Annotated in this window: 20 protein-coding genes and 4 pseudogenes; 17 read left to right on the top strand and 7 right to left on the bottom strand. The window is 38.4% G+C overall.

The window, feature by feature from the left end; all coding sequences use genetic code 11:
• Positions 1–162: 162 nt before the first annotated feature.
• Positions 163–363 (top strand): hypothetical protein, encoded by a 201-nt coding sequence (locus ACWYN3_RS30115; RefSeq protein WP_456223345.1) that lies wholly within the window; start codon positions 163–165, stop codon positions 361–363.
• Positions 281–1362: pseudogene (locus ACWYN3_RS30110) on the top strand (DUF4270 family protein). The gene ACWYN3_RS30115 and the pseudogene ACWYN3_RS30110 overlap by 83 nt, the downstream one beginning before the upstream one ends.
• A 513-nt stretch (positions 1363–1875) precedes the next feature.
• Here ACWYN3_RS30110 and ACWYN3_RS30105 read toward each other — a convergent pair.
• Both ACWYN3_RS30105 and mutY read right to left on the bottom strand, forming a co-directional pair.
• Positions 1876–2301, bottom strand: coding sequence for a single-stranded DNA-binding protein (locus ACWYN3_RS30105; protein ID WP_041883024.1), 426 nt, complete (start codon positions 2299–2301; stop codon positions 1876–1878).
• Positions 2288–3367 carry an A/G-specific adenine glycosylase gene (gene mutY / locus ACWYN3_RS30100; RefSeq protein WP_456217600.1) on the bottom strand — a complete coding sequence of 360 codons (1080 nt, stop codon included), beginning with the start codon at positions 3365–3367 and terminating at the stop codon, positions 2288–2290. The genes ACWYN3_RS30105 and mutY overlap by 14 nt, the downstream gene beginning before the upstream one ends.
• A 248-nt stretch (positions 3368–3615) precedes the next feature.
• Here mutY and ACWYN3_RS30095 point away from each other — a divergent pair.
• From ACWYN3_RS30095 to ACWYN3_RS30070, 6 genes and pseudogenes are all read left to right on the top strand, one after another.
• Positions 3616–3917: pseudogene (locus ACWYN3_RS30095) on the top strand (HU family DNA-binding protein).
• A gap of 7 nt (positions 3918–3924) precedes the next feature.
• Complete coding sequence (locus ACWYN3_RS30090; RefSeq protein ID WP_456217599.1) at positions 3925–4791, top strand: tetratricopeptide repeat protein; 867 nt, start codon at positions 3925–3927, stop codon at positions 4789–4791.
• A 258-nt stretch (positions 4792–5049) separates the two neighbouring features.
• A pseudogene (locus ACWYN3_RS30085) lies at positions 5050–6602 on the top strand (Rne/Rng family ribonuclease).
• Between the two features lie 126 nt (positions 6603–6728).
• Positions 6729–8105, top strand: a complete 1377-nt coding sequence (gene radA / locus ACWYN3_RS30080) for a DNA repair protein RadA (RefSeq protein ID WP_456217598.1) — start codon at positions 6729–6731, stop codon at positions 8103–8105.
• Positions 8106–8265: 160 nt separating this feature from the next.
• The gene (locus ACWYN3_RS30075) at positions 8266–9918 is read left to right on the top strand and encodes a KUP/HAK/KT family potassium transporter (RefSeq protein WP_456217597.1); all 1653 of its coding nucleotides are present in this window, start codon (positions 8266–8268) and stop codon (positions 9916–9918) included.
• Positions 9912–10205: a hypothetical protein gene (locus ACWYN3_RS30070; RefSeq protein WP_456217596.1), complete on the top strand. Its 294-nt coding sequence runs from the start codon at positions 9912–9914 to the stop codon at positions 10203–10205. The genes ACWYN3_RS30075 and ACWYN3_RS30070 overlap by 7 nt, the downstream gene beginning before the upstream one ends.
• A 91-nt stretch (positions 10206–10296) precedes the next feature.
• Here the strand turns inward: ACWYN3_RS30070 and carB are convergent.
• A pseudogene (gene carB / locus ACWYN3_RS30065) lies at positions 10297–13113 on the bottom strand (carbamoyl-phosphate synthase large subunit).
• Between the two features lie 311 nt (positions 13114–13424).
• Between carB and ACWYN3_RS30060 the strand changes: the two are divergent.
• The 9 genes from ACWYN3_RS30060 to ACWYN3_RS30020 all read left to right on the top strand — a co-directional run bounded on the left by ACWYN3_RS30060 (position 13425) and on the right by ACWYN3_RS30020 (position 19921).
• On the top strand, positions 13425–13943 hold the full coding sequence (locus ACWYN3_RS30060) for a hypothetical protein (protein WP_456217595.1): 519 nt from the start codon (positions 13425–13427) through the stop codon (positions 13941–13943).
• Between the two features lie 309 nt (positions 13944–14252).
• Positions 14253–14888, top strand: a complete 636-nt coding sequence (gene pnuC, locus ACWYN3_RS30055; protein WP_456217594.1) for a nicotinamide riboside transporter PnuC — start codon at positions 14253–14255, stop codon at positions 14886–14888.
• The gene (locus ACWYN3_RS30050; RefSeq protein ID WP_456217593.1) at positions 14885–15382 is read left to right on the top strand and encodes an AAA family ATPase; all 498 of its coding nucleotides are present in this window, start codon (positions 14885–14887) and stop codon (positions 15380–15382) included. Before pnuC ends, ACWYN3_RS30050 begins: the two co-directional genes overlap by 4 nt.
• Positions 15383–15438: 56 nt before the next feature.
• Positions 15439–15591 (top strand): hypothetical protein, encoded by a 153-nt coding sequence (locus tag ACWYN3_RS30045; protein ID WP_456217592.1) that lies wholly within the window; start codon positions 15439–15441, stop codon positions 15589–15591.
• Positions 15592–15878: 287 nt separating this feature from the next.
• Complete coding sequence (locus ACWYN3_RS30040) at positions 15879–17423, top strand: carboxypeptidase-like regulatory domain-containing protein (protein WP_456217591.1); 1545 nt, start codon at positions 15879–15881, stop codon at positions 17421–17423.
• On the top strand, positions 17420–18295 hold the full coding sequence (locus ACWYN3_RS30035) for a TonB-dependent receptor domain-containing protein (protein ID WP_456217590.1): 876 nt from the start codon (positions 17420–17422) through the stop codon (positions 18293–18295). Before ACWYN3_RS30040 ends, ACWYN3_RS30035 begins: the two co-directional genes overlap by 4 nt.
• Before the next feature lie 52 nt (positions 18296–18347).
• Positions 18348–18980: a thiamine phosphate synthase gene (locus tag ACWYN3_RS30030; protein WP_456217589.1), complete on the top strand. Its 633-nt coding sequence runs from the start codon at positions 18348–18350 to the stop codon at positions 18978–18980.
• Positions 18981–19070: 90 nt separating this feature from the next.
• Positions 19071–19379, top strand: coding sequence for a hypothetical protein (locus ACWYN3_RS30025; protein ID WP_456217588.1), 309 nt, complete (start codon positions 19071–19073; stop codon positions 19377–19379).
• Positions 19373–19921 carry an MFS transporter gene (locus tag ACWYN3_RS30020; protein ID WP_456217587.1) on the top strand — a complete coding sequence of 183 codons (549 nt, stop codon included), beginning with the start codon at positions 19373–19375 and terminating at the stop codon, positions 19919–19921. The genes ACWYN3_RS30025 and ACWYN3_RS30020 overlap by 7 nt, the downstream gene beginning before the upstream one ends.
• A gap of 425 nt (positions 19922–20346) precedes the next feature.
• Here the strand turns inward: ACWYN3_RS30020 and ACWYN3_RS30015 are convergent, their stop codons facing one another.
• Genes ACWYN3_RS30015 through ACWYN3_RS30000 form a run of 4 tightly spaced genes read right to left on the bottom strand, consistent with a single transcriptional unit; the run spans position 20347 to position 22098 of the window.
• On the bottom strand, positions 20347–20850 hold the full coding sequence (locus ACWYN3_RS30015) for an ATP-binding cassette domain-containing protein (RefSeq protein ID WP_456217586.1): 504 nt from the start codon (positions 20848–20850) through the stop codon (positions 20347–20349).
• Between the two features lie 17 nt (positions 20851–20867).
• Complete coding sequence (locus ACWYN3_RS30010; RefSeq protein WP_456217585.1) at positions 20868–21365, bottom strand: ATP-binding cassette domain-containing protein; 498 nt, start codon at positions 21363–21365, stop codon at positions 20868–20870.
• Between the two features lie 5 nt (positions 21366–21370).
• The gene (locus tag ACWYN3_RS30005) at positions 21371–21817 is read right to left on the bottom strand and encodes an ABC transporter transmembrane domain-containing protein (protein WP_456217584.1); all 447 of its coding nucleotides are present in this window, start codon (positions 21815–21817) and stop codon (positions 21371–21373) included.
• Positions 21818–21873: 56 nt separating this feature from the next.
• A complete protein-coding gene (locus ACWYN3_RS30000; protein ID WP_456217583.1) occupies positions 21874–22098 on the bottom strand; it encodes a hypothetical protein in 225 nt (74 codons plus the stop codon).
• Positions 22099–22163: the final 65 nt, after the last annotated feature.

Below are 22163 nucleotides of genomic sequence, written 5' to 3'. Positions count from 1 at the left end.
GTTTCAATAGCATAAACTCAGGTATTATTAAATTAATTATGAAATTTTCAAAACTAGACTTATTGACCCTGTTGATAAGTCTTTTTTTTTTTTTCGTCTTGTAAAGACTCCAGTACCATTGGTTTAGATGTTAGCCCTGCCACCAGAATTGATGGAATACTTGTGGATACAGCTACTGTAACGTCAAGAACTGTTTTAGATGAGCCTTCGGCGACCTTTTTCTCTTCGGGTACCTCAGGAGGATTCGCCGGATTGCCAAGATATCCACTGGGAGAAATGCTTGATCCTGTTTTCGGATCGACTACAGCAAGCCTGGCACTGTCAGTTGGCCTGCCTTTCAGGCGCTGGCTATACTGTTGGTAAAAATGCAGTAATTGACTCAGCGGTTTTAGTATTACCATACCAGGTAACTGCCGGAAGTACAGCTGCACTGAATCTTTTCTCACCATTCTATGGAGACAGTACAACAGCTTTCACCGTAAATGTAAGTCAGTTAGATCAGAATCTGTATGCGCAGACTAAGTTTATGAGTAACACGGTATACACATCAACTGATCAGCTTGGCTCATTACAGATGTTGTCAAGACCAACTACCTCTGTTAAAGTTACAAGAGTAATAGACAGCAAACCTGACACTGTTTACAATGCAGTACCTCAGATCAGGGTTAAACTGAACGCAGCCATGATACAAAGTAAAATTCTGGCCCTGGATTCAGCAACCTTAAGTACTAATAGCAATCTGAACGCAGCATTCAGAGGCTTAAAGGTAACAGCAAAAAAAAAGCTTCAGGAAAACCAGGAGGAATCATGTTCTTTGAATTCAGAACTGGAAATGCTGCTAACCTGGAGATCTATTATAAAAGAACAAGTACAGTAGCTAATAAAGCTATAGATACAGTGTTTGCTTCATTCCCAATTTCTCTGAGTGGCACTACGACTCCGGTAGCCGCATCTGTTCAGCATGACTATACAAATACTCCTGTAGCTGCACAAATTGCAACACCTGCCGATTATCCCGTAACTTATTTACAGGCTATGAGTGGCGTAAGAAACCTGATCACCTTTCCTTATCTTAAAAACCTGAAAGCTTCTTTAGGTAAAATTGTAATCAACAAGGCCGAACTTGTCGTTGACATCAATGATCCCGCTGATTCAATTCCATTTAAAATACCACCACGTCTTTCATTATACAAATTAGATATAGCAAAACAGAGACAGAATTTACCTGATAACAACCCGGCTTCACAAACGAATCCGTCGGGCGACCCACGTGCTGTATTCCCTTTTGGAGGTTATTACGATAACACGAAGAAAAGCTATACGTTTGTGATTACGAACGAACTATATTCAGGATCTGATTGACAATAAAACTGTTGATTACGGAACCTATCTGGGTGTAACAGCTGCGTCTGAATTTAATGTATTTGCTTATCCAACTTCTGGAGGAAGAGCAACAATCGGTGCCTTTAGTAAAGATCCCTCTACTACAAAGAGAAGAATCAGACTTAACATCTACTACATTAAAAACCCGAATTAGGTTTTAACGATATATAATCAGAAACAGGCTGCCGTATCAGGGCGGCCTGTTTTGTTTCCTGACATTCTCAGATCAACGCAGCAAATTAAGGTAGTAGCCTGACGTTGATCTGTGTGTTTACATCTCAGATCAACGTGCGTTACATCCCGAATCCACCTATTTACAGAAAAAGGCGGACTCGAGGTGGACCCGAGGTGGACTTGACGTGGACTCACACGCATGTTCGTCCGACCCAGACCAGACCATCCCATCAGGAGCTTAAATAAAAAAAGCCTGAATATCACATCAGGATATCCAGGCTTTTTATACGAAATATTAAATTTTTTAGGTTTGCCGGATTAAAAAGGCAAATCACCTGAAATGCCATCTGCATCCAGGTAATCATTTTCACTTTTTGGTGTACTATTAGTCGTTACTGGTGTATTTTCAAAATCGCTTTTCCTGCCCAGAATAGTAAAATTCTCTGCAACGACTTCAGTTACATATTTTTTTATCTTCTCCCGGTCTTCAAATGACCGTGTACGTAGTTTTCCTTCTATATAAACGAGTTTTCCTTTCTGCAGATACTTTGATGCCACTTCAGCTAATCCCCTCCATAGCACGATATTATGCCATTCCGTTTGTTCAATGCGCTTACCATCTTTGTTATAGGTTTCTGACGTAGCCAATGGAAAACTGGCAACAGTAACACCACCATCTAAGTGACGGACTTCAGGATCCTTCCCTAAATGTCCAACTAAAATTACTTTGTTAATACCTGACATGAATTTGGAGTTTACTATTTGTTAAAATAGAAGTTAATAAATTTTTGGTTAGAATTTTCGGTTGTGGCAGTTGATCTAAATCGGCCCAAGTGACCCAATTCGCTTCTGCGCTAACATTAAAGTTAGTGATATAATTATCTAAAGCAAAAAATTGAACGTATATAATTTGGTGCGTCAACAAATGTTTCGCCTGCATTAGCGGACGGATAACAACATCTAAACCAAAGTTTTGTTTAACTTCTTTAGTAAATTCTTCCTGATCAGTATCAGCTGCTATAGAAGTTTCAATCCTTGGAAAATCATATAAATGCTGCCAGATATCTTCAAAAATCCTTTTATTTACCAGTACATTATCCTCCTTTTCCATGACAAAATAGTTAATATATCGTGTCCGGACCTTCACCGTTTTGAGTTTAACCGGAAGGACTGGGACCAGATTATTATTTTTTGCATAACAGGAAAGCATGAGGGGACAAACCCCGCAATCAGGGGATTTTGGTTTGCACTGTAAAGCACCGAACTCCATAATCGCCTGATTATATAACGCCGGATCGTCTTTATAAATCAAAGATTGGGCAAGTTCCGAAAATTCTTTTTTACCAGAAGAGCTGTTTATCGGGTTGCTGATTCCAAAATATCTGGAAAGTACGCGGAATACATTACCGTCTAAAACGGCCTTTTCCTCACCTGATGAAAAAGAAGAAATCGCAGCCGCAGTATACTCTCCAACACCTTTAAGTTTGATTAGATCCTGGTACTTTACAGGAAAAACACCCGCATGTAAATCCATGATCTGGCGGGCTGTAAACAACATATTTCTACCCCTGGAATAGTATCCTAACCCCTGCCAGAGCTTTAGAATCTGTGTTTCTGTAGCAGCAGCAAAATCCTGAACTGTAGGATAGGCTTCCAGAAACCGGTTAAAATAAGGCAATCCCTGCTCCACTCTTGTCTGCTGTAATATAATCTCTGATAGCCAGATAATATATGGGTTTTGTGTATCTCTCCAGGGGAGACTTCTTTTGTTGACCAGATACCATCTGATAAGCTCTTGCTGAAATGCCATAACCCCAAAAATACAAGTAATCCATTATTTTGTCGATTTATAAATTATTATTTTTCCGAGCTCAAAATTCTCCAATGTATATTTTGCTTTACCGTGTAGAAAAGTCCATTTCTGTAAAACTTGCAATTCCCTGATACTATTCGAGATAAATAATTGATCTTTTATTTTCCTATCTCATTAAAAAGCAATACTTTTGCAACCCCAAATCACTTATAATATTAAACACACAACAATTAATAATAGAAAATATGACTAAGGCAGATATTATTTCAGAAATATCAACGAAAACAGGAATTGAAAAGGTAGATGTACAAGAAACCGTTGAGGCGTTTTTCAAAGTAATCAAAAGTAGTATGATCGGTGGCGAGAATGTCTACGTTAGGGGTTTTGGAAGTTTTGTTGTTAAAAAAAGAGCAAAAAAACTGCCAGAAATATTTCAAAAAACACTGCGATTATTATTCCAGAGCATTTTGTACCAAGTTTCAAACCAGCAAAAGTATTTGTTGATAAAGTAAAAAACAATTCAAAAAAACTAAGCGTAGAAGCTTAATCTGCTTATGATGAACACTATCCGGTCTAAACAAACACTTATTATTGCAGCAGTAGTTTTGCTTGCAGTATTTTTGTTTACAAGAGATATTAAAGGTTTAGTGAAGCCGAAGAAAGAAACATCTGGCGTTCCTGCCGGAGGACAACTTACTTCAGCAGGCAGTACAATTAATTTAACAGAGGTCTCGACCGCTGCTAAAAATTCAATTAATGCTAACTTAGCTGCTGAAATCACTACATTGGAAAATGCATATAAAACTGCATCTGAAGATCAAAAAGTGAATGCAGCGAAAGTTCTTGCAGAAAAATGGGATGATGTTGAGCAAGCTGTTCCAAGCGCGTTATATCTGGAAATCATTGCTGGTAAAGAGCGTAGCCTGAATACCTGGTTAGCTGCTGGTGGCAGATTGATGAAAGCTTTTGATAATACTCGGATAGTTAGTTTAATCTCTCCGGTTTTATTACAAAAAGCAAATGCAGCTTATACGAATGCTGTAGCACTGGATTCAACAAATCTTGAAGCTAAAACTGGGTTGGGAATCACTGTCGTTAATGGCATGGGTGCACCAATGTCGGGAATAGCAATGTTGCTGGACGTCATTAAAAAAGATCCTGATAATCTGAAAGCAAACATGAGCTTAGGAACTTTTGCAATAAAATCCGGACAATTTGATAAAGCAATAACCAGGTTTAATGGTATAATTGCCAAGAAGCCTTCACCAGATGCTTATTTCTATCTGGCTACAGCTTATGAAAACCTGGGCAAAAACAAGGAAGCTGTTGAGGCTTACCTGAACAGTAAAAAATTGGCAGCAAATCCAACCTTATCTAACTTCATTGATAAGAAAGTGGCCGAACTGAAAACCAAAAACTAATAAACAGATTTATAAAAAAAATTTAAACCTTACAATTATGCCAAGCGGTAAAAAAAAAAAAAAGACATAAAATGGCCACCCACAAACGTAAAAAACGTTTAAGAAAAAACAGACATAAGAAAAAATAGATTTTTCTTCATGATCAACGAACAATAGATACTAGGAATATTCTTAGTATCTATTGTTCGTTGATCTGTTTTTTTTATATATTCAGTCCATGTGTTTAATAAGGGATTCATCCCTTTAAATGTATAGCTTTTGGTAAAGGAATTAATTATCGATTCGTCTCCTACGGGAGTAACCATAGCTTTGATTGAAGATAAACAACTTGTAGAACTTCATAAAGAACACATCAATACAAATTACGCCGTAGGCGATATTTATTTAGGCCGCATAAAAAAAATTATGCCGGGACTAAATGCTGCGTTTGTTGATGTGGGTTATGAGAAAGATGCTTTTTTGCATTATTTCGATCTTGGTCCGCAAGTTCAATCTTTATTAAAGCTTACAAAAATTAAGCGGAATGGCACTGTTAGTGGGACGTTATTAGACAATTTAAAAGCTTGAAGCCGATATTAATAAGGCTGGCAAAATATCTGAGGTCGTTTCCAAAAACATGCTTATACCTGTTCAAATAGCTAAAGAGCCTATTTCAACTAAAGGACCGCGTCTAAGCTCTGATCTTTCTATTGCAGGACGGTACATTGTATTAGTCCCATTTTCTAATGTAATCTCAATCTCGAAAAAAATTAAGAGTAATACTGAACGTAATCGTTTAAAAAAGATTATTGAAAGTATTAAACCTAAAAATTTCGGTGTCATCATCAGAACAGTTTCTGAAGGTAAAGGTGTTGAGGAATTACAAAAAGACTTATTGGATTCTGTCTCTAAATGGGAAAATTTCATCAAGAAATTACCTGATGCAGAGCCTTCCAAACGTGTTTGGGGAGAAATGGACAGAACGTCAACGTTAATTCGTGACATTTTAAGTGCAGATTTCACCAATGTTTATGTGAACGATGCAGGTTTGTTTGAAGATATCCGTTCTTATGTGCATGAGATTTTCTCCTGAAATGGAGAAAATAGTAAAACCTTATAAGCACAAGGAGCCTATATTCGAGCATTTCGGAATTGAAAAACAAATTAAGAATGGCTTTGGCAAAACCGTAAATCTTGCCGGCGGAGCTTATCTTGTTGTTGAACATACCGAAGCACTGCATGTTGTCGACGTAAATAGCGGTAACAGAACAGCCAATAAAGAGAATCAGGAAGAAAATGCCTTACAGGTAAACAAAGAGGCCGCAAAAGAAATTGCGCGTCAGCTCAGACTACGTGATATGGGTGGTATTGTTGTCATCGATTTTATCGATATGCACAAACCAGTTAACCGTAAAATGTTATTTGATTACCTGCGCGAATTAATGCTGTTGGATCGTGCTAAACACACTATTCTGCCTCCAAGTAAATTTGGCCTTGTACAAATAACACGTCAGCGTGTTCGTCCTGAGATGAACATTGTGACCAGCGAAGTTTGTCCTATGTGTCATGGTACTGGTGAAATTAAAGCTAGTATTGTTTTAATGGATGATATTGAAAGTAATATGAACTATATTTTGCGTGAGCAGAATGAAAAAAATATTACACTTTGTGTACACCCGTATATAGAGGCCTTTATCAAAAAAGGTATTTACTCCCTGCAATGGAAGTGGTTCTTTAAATTCGGACAGAAAATTAAAGTAAAGGCAGTTCCGTCTTACTTACTAACAGAGTTTCATTTTATTTCTTCTAAAGACGAAGAAATAAAACTGTAAATCTCATGTTCAAAACATAATAGAAAAGCCTGGTCACCTCAAGTACCGGGCTTTTCTATTTTATGTCCGTTTAATGTTTTAAACAGGTTATTATTATCTTAAATTCGTGTCTTAATCTCAAATCAATTGGCTAAAACTAAATCAGCATATTTCTGTCAGAGTTGTGGGTATGAATCAGCCAAATGGCTTGGGAAATGCCCTTCTTGTAATTCATGGAATACTTTCGTAGAAGAAGTAATTGAAAAAAAGGAGCCCAGTGTGCCTGCATGGCAGACATCCGGATCAACAAAAAGATCTAACAAGCCTAACAAAATAACAAATATTGCTTTCTCTGAAGAGAACAAAATCTCCACTAATGACCTCGAGCTTGACCGTGTACTCGGTGGAGGACTCGTTGCAGGTTCTGTTGTCCTTATTGGTGGTGAGCCAGGAATAGGTAAATCTACACTGATGTTACAGCTTGCTTTAAACATCACAGGAAAAAAAGTACTGTATGTTTCAGGAGAGGAAAGTGAACAGCAAATCAAAATGCGCGCAGAAAGGATAACAAACAGTCCAACTGCAGAATGTTATATTCTTACTGAAACCTCAACCCAGAATATATTCAAACAAATAGAAGTACTGGAACCAGATATTATTGTGGTTGATTCTATACAGACACTTCATTCAGCACATATTGACTCCACACCCGGCAGCGTTTCGCAGGTAAGGGAATGCACAGCAGAATTATTACGTTTCGCTAAAGAAACAGATACTCCGGTATTTTTAATCGGGCATATCACCAAGGATGGAGCCATTGCCGGCCCTAAAATCCTGGAGCACATGGTTGACACCGTTTTACAATTTGAAGGCGACAGACATCATGTTTACAGGATCCTCCGTTCCATTAAAAACAGATTTGGTGCAGCTGCAGAGCTGGGTATTTATGCCATGCACAGCGGTGGTCTGAGACAAGTATCTAACCCTTCTGAAATCCTGTTATCCCAAAGAGACGAAGAATTAAGTGGAATTGCTATTGCTGCGACTTTAGAAGGCGCAAGACCGATGTTAATTGAAACGCAAGCTTTGGTGAGCACCGCAGCCTATGGCACGCCTCAGCGTTCAGCTACTGGCTTTGATACCAGAAGAATGAACATGTTGCTTGCTGTGCTGGAAAAACGTTGTGGTTTCAGGCTAAGTACAAGAGATGTATTCTTAAATATCGCTGGTGGTATTAAAGTAGAAGATCCTGCAATTGATCTGGCTATTCTTGCGGCAATCATTTCATCTCACGAGGACATCTTTATCTCTTCAAAAATCTGTTTTGCAGCAGAAGTAGGTTTATCCGGAGAAATTCGCGCCGTAAACCGGATAGAGCAACGGATTGCAGAGGCTGACAAACTGGGTTTTGAAAGGATTTTTGTTTCCAATTATAATTTGAAAGGACTGATTACAGATAAATACAAACTGGAGATTACTGGTGTAAACAAAATAGAAGATGTTTTCACTTTATTGTTTGGATAGCAACCTATTCCTTTGAGGAAAAATATTTTTGGTCAAGGATTAAAATGTGGTTAAAATTAAACCACATGTCCCTGGCATAGAATAAGAAAGCGTAGTTTTGATTAAAAATAGCCAAATAATAATCATGCATCCTAATCTTAAAAAACTATCCGCAGCGGGTATGTTAGTTACACTCGGTATCATCTTCGGTGATATCGGAACTTCGCCGCTTTATACCTTCCAGGTATTACTCAAAGAGGGTGGACAAGTTAACGGCCCCCTGGTATTAGGCGCTATTTCGTGCGTATTCTGGACACTTACCCTGCAAACTACTTTCAAGTACATCTTCATTACACTTCAGGCCGATAATAAAGGAGAAGGAGGCATATTTTCGCTTTATGCATTAGTAAGGCGTTATGGCAAGTGGATGGCAATTCCTGCTATAATTGGGGCAGGAACCTTACTGGCAGATGGAATTATTACACCCCCTATCTCAGTCACATCAGCCATTGAGGGGCTAAACCTCGTTCCAGCTTTATCTCAGATTATTGTTCCTGGCAATACCCTGATTCTGGGTATAGTCATTACAATCATTGTTTTACTGTTCTTCTTTCAGCAATTCGGAACTAAAGTTATTGGCGCCTCTTTCGGCCCGATTATGTTCTGCTGGTTTTTAATGATTGCCTTGCTTGGACTTGTACAGGTGATTCATTATCCTGATATATTTAAAGCCCTAAACCCATATTACGGTGCCAGGTTGTTAATGGATCATCCACATGGCTTCTGGCTGTTAGGAGCGGTATTTTTATGTACGACGGGTGCAGAGGCGCTCTATTCTGACTTAGGCCACTGCGGCCGGAAAAACATCCAGATCAGCTGGATCTTTGTAAAAACAGCATTGGTCCTTAACTATTTAGGACAAGGTGCATGGGTATTAATGCAAAGCCCGCAGAAAAGTTTTAACGGGATAAATCCATTCTTTGAGATTGTTCCTCATTTATTTCTGATCCCTGTAGTAATTGTAGCCACAATGGCCACTATTATTGCCAGTCAGGCTTTAATTTCAGGCTCCTTTACGCTGATTAGTGAGGCGGTGAGTATGAATTTCTGGCCAAAGGTTACGATAAAATATCCGACCAACATCAGAGGACAGATTTACATCCCAAGTATAAACTGGTTACTTTGCATAGGATGTATTGCCGTTTCACTGTATTTCAGGACATCAGAAAATATGACCGCAGCATATGGCTTTTCCATTACCATTGCGATGCTGCTGATGACCACCATTCTGATGTACTATTTTATGCGCTATATAAAGCGCTGGCCACTTTGGCTGGTCATTCCGATCGTAAGTATTTTTGCAGTTATAGAGCTATCATTCTTCGTTGCGAACTCGGTAAAAATCGTCAAACGTCTATTCTTTTTAGTATTTGAGGTCGGCTTGATTTTCACCATGTTTGTTTGGTTTAAAGCCCGTAAAATCACTAACCGCTTCCTGAAATTTGTAGATCTTGAAGACCAGGTTCCAATGTTGCAGGCTTTAAGTGAAGATCGCTCGATAGCTAAATATTGTACACACCTGATCTATCTGACCAAAGCGAACAACAGTAAACAAATTGAACAAAAAGTTCTTTATTCTATATTTAGCCGTAATCCTAAGCGGGCCGATGTATACTGGTTTGTACATATTGAAAGAACAGATGAACCGTATACAATGGAATTTATGGTTGAGGAGCTAGCCGATGATAAAATTATCCGCATAGAATTCAGACTGGGTTCCGTATCCATCCCCGGATCAATGTACTATTCAGAAAAGTGGTACAGGAGATGGTAGCCAATAAAGAAATTGATATTACCAGTAAATATGATTCCCTGAATAAATTTAACCTGGCGGCAGATTTCCGTTTTGTGATCATGGAAAAATTCCTCTCTTATGAGAACGAGTTCAGCCTGAAAGACGGCTTTATACTCAGAAGCTATTTCGCAATTAAAAGACTCGCTCAATCTGACACCAAAGCTTTTGGACTGGATACCAGTGAAACCATTATTGAAAAGATCCCGCTAGTGGTTTATCCGGTTGAAAACATCCATTTAAAACGGATCTTCAAACCAGTCGTTTAGCCTGTCTTTTTCCAGGGGTTCAGAGAATAATTAAAATCAACACATAAAAAAAGTCCCGTAATTACGGGACTTTTTCATTTTCAACTATTTATTATTTTGATAAATACATTGATTTGTCTTTATACAGCTTTCTGAAATATGGATCTTCCAGGTCTTTGATAAAACGGATAGATTCACCAGTTGATTTCATCTCAGGACCTAACTCCTTAGGTACTTCAGGGAATTTATCGTAAGAGAAAACTGGTTCTTTAATCGCATAACCTTCTAACTTACGTTCAATTTTGAAATCTTTCAGTTTGTTAACACCTAACATTATCTTAGCTGCAATATTGATGTAAGGAACATCATATGCTTTAGCGATAAAAGGAACAGTCCTTGAAGCTCTTGGATTCGCTTCGATTACATATACCTGCTCATCTTTAACAGCAAACTGAATGTTCAGTAAACCAATTACATTTAAAGCTCTTGCAATTTTCTTAGAGTACGTCTCCATGCTTTCCATCACTTTAGCAGAAAGGCTGAATGGAGGTAATACTGCGAATGAATCTCCTGAGTGGATACCCGCAGGCTCAATGTGTTCCATTAAACCTACGATATGTACATCTTCACCGTCACAGATTGAATCTGACTCGGTTTCTTCTGCTCTGTCAAGGAATGGTCAATCAGTACTCTGTTACCCGGTAAATCACCTAATAACTTCACTACTGCTTTTTCCAGGTCTTCATCATTGATCACGATGCTCATTCCTTGCCCGCCTAATACATAACTAGGTCGAACCAGTACCGGATAACCTACTTCATTAGCTACAACGATAGCTTCTTCCGCATTTTCCGCAACACCATATTTAGGGTAAGGGATATTCAGTTCTTTTAACAAGTCTGAGAAACGTCCGCGATCTTCTGCGACATCCATATCGTTATAAGAAGTACCGATAATCTTAATTCCATTCTCATGAAGTTTTTCTGCCATTTTTAAAGCAGTCTGACCACCTAATTGTACAATTACACCTACCGGATTTTCCAGTTCGATGATTTCACGTACATGTTCCCAGAATACCGGCTCAAAGTATAACTTATCTGCCATGTTGAAATCTGTAGAAACAGTTTCAGGGTTACAGTTGATCATAATAGATTCAAATCCGCTTTCTTTTGCTGCTGCAAGTAAACCATGCACACAAGAGTAATCGAATTCAATTCCCTGACCAATACGGTTCGGGCCTGATCCTAATACAATGATTTTCTTTTTATCTGAAGGGATAGATTCATTCTCCTCCTCAAAAGTTGAGTAGTAGTATGGTGTTTGTGCAGAGAACTCAGCTGCACAGGTATCTACCATTTTATATACTCTTCTGATCCCTAACGATTTTCTGCGGTCATAAACCTCATCTTCCGTTACATTACCTAAAAGGTATGCAATCTGGATATCAGAGAATCCTTTTTGTTTCAGCGTGAAGAAGAATTCCTTCGGTATGTTATTTAATGAATAACGTTTTAATTCTGTTTCCAGGTGTACCAATTCCTGGATCTGTGATAAGAACCATTTATCAATTCTAGTTACTTTACGGATAGATTCTAGTGGAACGCCCATGCTCATTGCATCCTTAATCAGGAATAAGCGGTTCCAGCTTGGATGTTCTAAGCCGTGCATAATCTCTTCGATACTTCTGTTATGTTTTCCATCAGCACCTAAACCAGCGCGTCCGATTTCTAAACTCTGACATGCTTTTTGAAGCGCTTCGATAAAGCTGCGGCCAATAGCCATTACTTCACCAACAGACTTCATCTGTAAGCCAAGCTCCATATTTGCACCTTTAAATTTGTCAAAGTTCCAGCGTGGTACTTTAACGATTACGTAATCTAACGTAGGCTCAAAGTAAGCCGAAGTAGTTTTAGTAATCTGATTTTCGATCTCATCAAGGTTATAACCAATCGCCAGCTTAGAAGCAATTTTAGCAATCGGATAACCAGTTGCTTTACTTGCCAATGCTGATGAACGTGAAACCCTTGGGTTAATTTCGATGGCAATAATATCGTCATTGTCAGGGTTAACTGAGAACTGTACGTTACACCCACCTGCAAAAGTACCGATCGAACGCATCATCTTGATGGCCTGGTTACGCATCTCCTGGTAACAGGTATCAGATAAAGTCATTGCTGTGCAACTGTAATCGAGTCACCAGTGTGAATACCCATTGGGTCAAAGTTTTCGATAGAACAAATGATAATCACATTATCATTGCTGTCTCTTAATAACTCCAGTTCATATTCTTTCCAGCCTAAAACGGCTTTTTCTACTAATACTTCGTGTGTTGGAGAAGCTTCAAGACCACGTTTTAACGCAGCATCAAATTCTTCTTTCTTATGTACGAAACCACCACCCGATCCTCCCAGTGTATAAGAAGGGCGAATAACCAGCGGATAGCCAATTTCCTGTGCTGCTTCTTTACCTTCAAGGAAAGAGTTTGCAATTTTTGAGGGTGCAACACCTACACCTATATCAACCATTAACTGGCGGAAAGCTTCTCTGTTTTCTGTTTTTTCAATTGCAGCAACATCAACACCAATTATTCTAACGCCGTGTTTTTCCCAAACACCACGTTCTTCAGCTTCTATACAAAGGTTTAAGGCAGTCTGCCCACCCATTGTTGGCAATACACATCAATTTTCCGCTCTATTAAAATCTGCTCAATAGAGTCTACCGTTAAAGGTCTGAGGTAAACATGGTCTGCAATGATCTTATCAGTCATAATCGTAGCAGGATTGGAGTTTATAATAGAAACTTCAATTCCTTCTTCTTTTAAGGATAAGGCAGCTTGGGATCCGGAGTAATCAAACTCACAGGCTTGGCCAATAATAATAGGTCCGGAACCGATAATCAATACTGAACGTATGGAGGTGTCTTTAGGCATAAGGCTTTAAAAAAGTCTAAAGTGTTTTGTTAAAAAATGTTCGTCTTGTAAGACTGATAGCTGGGCGAGATTTTATGTGCTATTGCTAAAGAATCCCGACTGTTCTGTCGGGATGCAAAGATACATCATTAGCCGGTAATAATTCAGATTTTTTTAAAGAATTTCTTAAATAAAGTATGTAATAATTATAGTCAAAAAATGGGATTATTTAGCGCTGGAGGCGGTTTGATTTTTATTAGCGTACTACTTGAACAACTTTTGTGCGTTAATTAGAAAATATCTGACGCTGTCATACTATATAAAAAAAAACAATGAAAAAATCACTATTTACAGTCTTAGCGGCTGTTATCTTATTTAGTGGATGCGGAACTGTCCAATCCATCATTAAATCCAGTTTTCCATATACTGCAACACTGGTTATTCCTAAATCTTCCAAAACAGATACAACTGCTTCGGTGACAAGTACGGCCAGCAGTTTTGATGAAGTATTTGGGAACCAGAGTGGAAGTGATTACATCAGAGATGTCAGAATTGCATCAGCGAAGATTATCGCAGCTGATCCGAATGATAAAAGCATGGGTATATTTAAATCCATCAAAATATTTGTTTCGAATGGAACCAGTGGTGAAATTATGGTTGCCTCAAGAAATGATGTTGCAGAACATATTGGGTCTTCCCTGGTACTGGATATCGATAATTCCCAGTTTGTAGACAAATATGTTAAAGGCAATAGTGTGAAAGTAAGACTGGAATATGTATTAAGAGAAAAAATTAACTACGGATGTGAGCGTCAGAACCTCTCTGAGTTTCAGCTCTTCACCCAACAATAAAAAATAATAAATGCCTATTCTGTAATTTCTTAACGCCATGCTGCGAATGATTGTTCCATCGGCATTCACGTACATTCAGAGTGATGCTCTGGCCGTTGATAATAGCAGGCGGGATCAAAGGATCTGATTGTGAAAGATCAACAGGCAAAGTCCCATAGCCCTTCACTCCGAAAACATAAGCATTTGACGTGTGTTATTTGGATTGATTATGAATAATCGCAAAAGCAAGAGATGAAACCTTAAAACTCAAACTATTTAAAACAATTCTAAATAGATAGCAGGCAAAAAAAAAAATTTTACATTTGACGCATGGTAGCTATAGTTGATGTAATCAGAGAGAGCATTGAACATTTTTTCAAAATAACCAGCTGGCTGGAATGGTGTGGTGTAATCACCGGAACACTTTGCGTGTGGCTGGCTGCAAAAAATAATATCCTGAACTGGCCTCTTGCTATTATTAGCGTACTGATCTATATTTTCATCTTTTTTGAAAGTAAATTATACTCAGACATGGGTTTGCAGGTCTATTTTCTAGTGACCAATGCCTATGGCTGGTATTTCTGGAGCAAAAACAGAAATAATCCTGAATCATCCAGACCAGTCAGTATCATTACCAACAAAGAGATGGGCTTATCTGCTATCGCTATTATTCTCCTGACCATTCTTCCCGGAACATTGCTTCATTACTTTACAAAAGCATCTTATCCGTTTTTGGATAGTTTTTGTACAGCTTGCAGCCTTGTCGCTCAAATATTCCTTGCCAGAAAAGTTTTACAAAACTGGCTGATCTGGATCTTTGTTGATATTATTTATGTGGGCGTTTATATTTCAAAAGATCTTTATGCTACGGCAATTATGTATGCTCTATATGTTTATATCGCATGGGTAGGGTACCAGGGATGGAAAAAATCACGGTTAGAAACGCAATTAATTAAAAAGTCATGACTAAGAAAATAGCTATTGTTGGCCCTGAAAGCACGGGAAAATCAACGATTACAAAATTATTGGCTAAACATTATGATACACTTTGGGTAGCTGAGTTTGCGCGGTATTATTGTGCCGCACTAACAGCCCCGTGTACTATGCAGGATGAGATTAACATGTTTCACGGACAAGTTGCCCTTGAAGAATCTATTCTCGCTACTACAGAAAAAGATTTCATTTTTTGTGACACAACCTTCCTGACTGTAAAAATATGGAGTGATGAGATGCTTGGTGAGACTCCGCAAATGGTACTGGATGCTTTGACTGAGAGAACCTACGATCTTTATTTACTGCTGGACATTGATTTGCCATGGCAGGAAGATCCGCTGCGCGACTTTCCTCATATGCGTGAACATTTTATGTCCACGTGGCATAAAGAATTGAAAAACCTGAATGCTAATTATCTTGTTATTAATGGCATTGAAGACCGTCTGCAAACGCAATTGCAGCAGTAGATCAGTTTTTAGGAATAAAACCTGTTTAAAATTTAGAGAATAAAATAGAATACGAGATGAACGAAACAGAATTTTTAGATTATTGTAAAAGTCAATTAACAGGTCCGCTTAAGGATGAAGATATTATCACCATGTTAACTGCCTGGGGAAGTATCAAATATTCGCAAGGATATAATAACGCATTAAACGAAAAAGAAGATATTGAATAACGGCACAAATGCCGCTTAATTGCTATATCTAAAATATTTTATACATTTGCCGATATCAAAAGGGGTGCCTTGTTTTGTAAAAAACACAAAGACAGGCTGAGATCATACCCATTATTTGAGAGCTGATTTTATATCATGCTATTCAAATATGCACCTGATCCGGGTAATGCCGGCGGAGGGATTGGAGTTATGGAGTTTAATTATGTTGTATTCGCCCTATTTACAACAGGTTTTACTAAAAAACAGTAGCAAATTGAAAAAATTATTGATCGATCGCAGTTATAGCTGTGTTCCTTTTACCTGTGTTTGCCAAAGCGCAATTCACGATTTCGGGATCTGTTTCCGAAAAAACCAATCATAACAGCTTACCCGGAGCAAGTATCAGCTTAAAAAATATAAGCAGCACAAGTAGTAACACCCGCGGAGAATATCAGCTAAAAAACATCAAAGCAGGTAAATATGTCCTGACTGTAAGTTTTCTCGGCTATGAAACACAGCATAAAACTATAGAGCTTAATGGAGATCAGCGTATTGATTTCGCTATGGAGTCATCTGCTTATCTTGCCGACGAAGTTATTGTCATGGCCACAAGAGCCACTGAAAAATCAGGTACAACTTATAAAAACCTGAGTAAGTCTGATATTGAGACTAACAATTTTGGACAGGATTTACCTTTTATCCTTAACAATACACCGGGCGTAGTAGTGACTTCTGACGCAGGTACTGGTGTCGGTTATACAGGTATCCGGATCAGAGGAAGTGATGCAGCAAGGATTAATATCACCGTAAATGGAATTCCATTAAATGATGCTGAAAGTCAGGGTGCATTCTGGGTTAATATGCCGGATTTTGCCTCTTCTGTAGAGAGCATTCAAATTCAGCGTGGTGTCGGAACATCAACTAATGGTGCAGGCGCATTTGGCGGAAGCTTAAACATCCAGACTTCTGCCCCTGGTTTAGAGCCTTATGCAGAAATCAACAGTACGTACGGTTCTTTCAACACACTAAAAAATACAGTAAAAATCGGAACAGGACTGATCGATAATAAATTCAGTTTTGATGGCCGTTTATCCCGCATACAATCAGATGGCTTTATAGACCGTGGTGCATCCTTATTGAAATCTTATTTCTTATCTGGTGCTTATCATGGAAAAACGGATCTGTTACGTATCAATGTCTTTTCTGGTTCAGAAAAAACTTACCAATCATGGAATGGTATCCCGGAATTCAAACTAAGAGGTGATGTGCCGGCGATTAAAAATTATATTGCCGAAAATGGTCTCAATGAAGCCGACGCGGCAAACTTATTAAATTCTGATAGCAGAAAATATAATTCCTTCTTATACAAAGATCAGAATGATAATTACTGGCAGGATCATTATCAGGTATTGTATGCGAAACAGTTAAATGATAAGTTTTCTTTTAATGGTGCATTGCACTATACCTATGGAAGAGGTTATTATGAAGAATTTCAACCCGGACAACTGTTTGCAGACTATGGATTACCAAATCCAATCATCAACGGAGCACCGGTATTAACGACAGATCTTGTCAGAAGACGCTGGTTGAACAATAATTTTTATGGGGCAACTTATAGTTTCAATTACAAAGCCTCTTCTAAATTAAATTTCACGGTTGGCGGCGCGTATAACCAATATCGCGGTAAACATTATGGCCAGATCAACTGGTCACAGGTTTCTTCAAACCTGAATAATACTGACCATTATTATGATGGAGATGGAAATAAAAACGATTTCAATATCTATGCAAAAGTCTCTATAGCCCTATTGAAAAACTTAACTTATTTGCAGATTTACAATATAGAAGATTGAACTACGATATTACTGGTAAGGACAATGATCTGTTACCGCTAAATATCCATGACAAGCTTAATTTCTTCAATCCAAAAATTGGCGCATCCTATTTTGTAGATCCAAAAAGTAATATCTATGCTTCTCTGAGTGTTGGAAATAAAGAAGGTAACCGTGATGATTATGTAAATGCCAATGTAGGAACAGTTCCTCATCCCGAGCGTCTATATAATGTAGAAGCAGGATATCGTATCAAAGATGCCAGTTATAGCGCTGGCCTGAACGTTTATGGTATGTTCTACAAAGACCAGCTTGTAGTAACCGGCAAGTTAAGTGATGTAGGCGCACCTATTCGTCAAAACGTCCCTAACAGCTCCAGAATAGGGGTAGAATTTGATGGATCTTACACATTAAGCCGTTATTTTCTGATCAATGCAAATGCTGCATTGAGTAAAAATAAAATCAAGAACTTCACTGAGGTGCTTAAAGATGGTGATACGAAGCAAGAAGTTCTGTTTAACTACCCGAATACGGATATATCATTCTCACCAGACGCGGTCTTGTTTGGAGAATTGGTTTATAAACCATTTAGCAGTTTCGCTATTGCTTTACAAAGTAAATATGTGAGTAAGCAATACCTGGATAATACACAAAATGAAGGCAGGAAACTGAATGGCTATTGGGTAAACAATATCCGTTTAGGCTATGACTTCAGTTTTAAAGGTGTAAAAAACATGAATATTGGTTTACTGGCAAATAATATCCTGAATAAAAAGTATGAGTCCAATGGCGCTACCTATGCTTCTTATGGTGATGGTAAACGTACAACTAGCAATTACTATTTTCCACAAGCAGGAACTAACTTATTATTATCCCTGAATGTTAAGTTTTAAGATTTAACTTTAGAAAATTTTAATTAGAAAGCCTTTATAACAATATATACTAATGAAAAAATTCATTGAGAAGCTTCAGTTTATCACACACGATATTGATACTTTAACTCACATAGAACAAGCACAGATTGCTTGTGAAGCAGGAGCAAAATGGGTACAGTATCGTTGTCTGACTAAAGATGATGAAGCCCTTTTAAAAGATATTCATGCTATAGCAGAGATTTGTGATGACTGGGGAGCTACATTGATCGTGACCAATCATATTCATCTGAACAGAAAAGCAGATATACAAGGTTTTCACATAGAGGATATGGATGCTGATTTTAAAGCTTTACGTGAGCAATTAGGTGAAGACATCACTATAGGAGGTTCTTCAAATACACTCGAAGGATTAATCAGAATAGCTGACGAAGGTGCTGATTATGCTGGCTGCGGGCCGTTTAGCCATACCGATACCAAACCTAATAACGCGCCGTGGTTAGGTTTGGAGGGTTACGCAAAAATTGCTTCTGCACTCAAAGAAAAAGAGATTAACCTGCCGGTGTTAGCTGTTGGTGGGGTTAAACTAACTGATGTTGAAGCATTGATGGAAACTGGCATATTTGGAATTGCTGCTTCTTCCGCAATTAATCAGGCTGAAAATATGAAACATGCCTATCAGGATTTCTACGATCTTGTAAAATAATTACGTATGTCAAATATGATTCTGTCATATTTGACATTACATTTCAAAAATACTTTCTTATAATATACATTTGTTCCAAATCAAATTCTTTTGGACAGTCCCACAATTGTAGACAAACAAGATCCTTATGCAGCCCTGCGTTACAGGGAGTTCAGATCTTTCCTTGGTATGCGTTTCTTTTTTACGTTTGCCTATCAGATGCAAGCTGTAATTATCGGCTTTCACATTTACCACCTGACAAAAGACCCGCTTGCATTAGGCCTGGTTGGTCTTTGCGAAGCACTTCCTGCAATTGGTATTGCACTTTATGGAGGTTATGTGGCCGATAAGTCTGAAAAAAGAGGGTTACTGCTCAAAATATTTCTGGGCGTATTTATCTGTTCACACTGGTTATGCTGATTTCTACTTCACATCAAATGCGGCCTTATGTACCGGAAAGCTATATTGTACCCATTATGTACTGTATGGTCTTTGGGATAGGTATAGCCAGAGGATTTTTCAGCCCTGCTACATCTTCTTTGATGGCTATGACCATTCCAAGAGAACTTTATCCGAACTCCAGTACCTGGAACAGCTCGTCTTATATGACAGCTTCTATTCTGGGTCCCGCAGTTGGCGGATTAATTTATGGCTTTTATGGGATCACGATTACTTATATGGTCATTATCCTTTTTATTTTCATTGCTTTAGTTTGTGTATTTTTTCTAAAATCACATCCGCCAAAGTATATTCCTAAAGAAAGCATTATGAAAAGTCTTACTGAGGGTGTACAGTTTGTATTCAAGAGTAAAATGATGCTGGGCGCAATGAGCTTAGACTTGTTCTCTGTATTTTTTGGTGGTGCAGTTGCTTTATTGCCTGTATTTGCGAATGATATTTTAAATGTAGTTCTGAAGGCCTTGGTTTTATGCGTGCTGCAGCATCAGGAGGTGCCGTATTAACTATGCTGGTAATGACCAGGATCTCTCCGATGAACAAACCATGGAGAAACCTTTTAGTAGCTGTAGTTGGCTTTGGCACCAGTATTATCTGCTACGGTCTTTCTAAGAACTTCTATTTAACCTTAGTCTTCCTATTTATGGAAGGTGCGTTTGACAGCGTGAGCGTCCTTATAAGGTCTACAATCATGCAATTACTGACCCCAGACAGAATGCGCGGCAGGGTTTCAGCAGTAAACAGTATGTTTATAGGCTCCTCTAATGAAATCGGTGCATTTGAATCCGGCCTTACAGCAAAATTAATGAGAACAGTTCCCGCAGTAGTTTTTTTTTGGCGGATGCATGACTATTATTATAGCCGGTATCACTTATACCAAAACCAAAAGCCTGCTTGGCCTTACTTTACAGGATATTCACGAAGAAACTATCTAATACTTATCTTTCTCTCTACCTGCCTGCTGTCTCCACATGGCATAATACAGTCCTTTCTCTTCCAAAAGGTCAGCATGCTTTCCCTGCTCGATAATATGCCCTTTTTCAAGCACATATATCCGGTCTGCATGACGGATAGTGGATAACCGGTGTGCTATTAATATCGTAATATGATTCGTAAATTCTGAAACCTCTCTGATAGTTGCTGTAATCTCTTCCTCAGTCAAAGAGTCCAGTGAAGATGTTGCCTCATCAAAAACAAGGATGTCCGGTCTGCGTAATAACGCTCTGGCAATTGACAGCCTTTGCTTCTCTCCTCCGGATACTTTCACTCCCCCCTCACCAATCACTGTATCCAGTCCTTTATCTGCACGTGCTAAAAGTGTCTGACAAGCTGCCTGTTCCATAACACGTAAACATTCTTCATCAGTTGCTCCCGGACGAACAAATTGAAGGTTCTCTCTGATTGTACCAGAAAACAATTGCGTATCCTGAGTCACGAAACCAATTTTCTCCCTTAACTGATCAGATCAATCTCTCTCTTACTGGTAATACCGTTATACAATACTTCTCCAACTTCTGGCTGATAAAGCCCGACTAAAAGTTTGACCAGAGTTGTTTTACCTGAACCCGACGGCCCTACAAAAGCGATAGTTTCTCCATCATTGGCTTTAAAACTAATCTCAGTCAGGGCATTTGTTTTACCGGTCAGATGTCTGAAACTTAATCCTGAAAACTCTAGTGATTCAATTTTATTAAGCACCTTAGGATTTAAAGGTTTTTGATCAATAGGGGTACTGAGGATTTTTTTGAAATTACCAAGGGAAACCTCCGCCTCTCTCCAGGATAAAATCACATTACCTAATTCCTGCAAAGGGCCAAAAAGGAAAAATGAGTAAAACAGGAAAGAGAAATACTGTCCGGCAGAAATTGTATTTTCAAAAATAAGGATCAGCAGCACTACGACCATGATACTTCTGACCAGATTAACTGTAGTTCCTTGTACAAAACTCATACTCCTTACATATTAACTTTTCTAAGTTCCAGTCCGAGAATTTTGTATGTGGTTTTATTCAGGCGGTCAATTTCCTGATTGGCAAGTCCTAAACTCTTTACCAGTTCAATATTTCTTAACGATTCAGTTGTTGAACCAGCTAATGCGGTAGTTTCAGCAACAATATTACGCTGAATAACCTTAATCTTTCTGCTCAGAAACCAGCTGACAAAACTAATCACTGGAATAGCCAGGAAATAAATGACTGTTACTTTATAGCTTACGGTCACGGAATAAACAATCACGAAGACCATCCCAATCAGGCTGACAAATAAAATACTGATGAAAGAAGTAATGAACTTTTCACTGTCCAGTCTCACTTTCTGAAGGATGCCCAATGTTTCTCCGCTACGCTGATCTTCAAAAACCTGGTAAGGTAATTCAAGAGAGTGTTTCAGACCGTCAGCATACATCTGTGCACCTACTTTCTGAACAATAATACTGGTAAAATAATCCTGAAAATTCTTAGCTATAGGGATACCATAGCAGCCCCAACACCTAATCCGATCAATCCCAGGACACCCCAGACAAACTGATCCCTGCTCAGGACATCTTTCTTCTCGATGAACCGATCTACAATACGTCCTGTAATATAAGGGTCAAGCAAAGAAAAACCTATGTTAATGGCAGCCAGGACAAGAGCCAGACAAACTATCCATTTATAATTTTTAAGGTATTGTACTAATAAGTTCATGGAGAAAAAATAGAGGACAAAAAAATAAACAAAGGGAATATAGCAAAAGCCACATTCCCTTTTAA

The sequence above is a fragment of the Pedobacter sp. NJ-S-72 genome (genome assembly GCF_053890575.1).
Note: the sequence above shows the minus strand (reverse complement) of the source record. Positions and strands in the feature narration are given on the sequence as shown.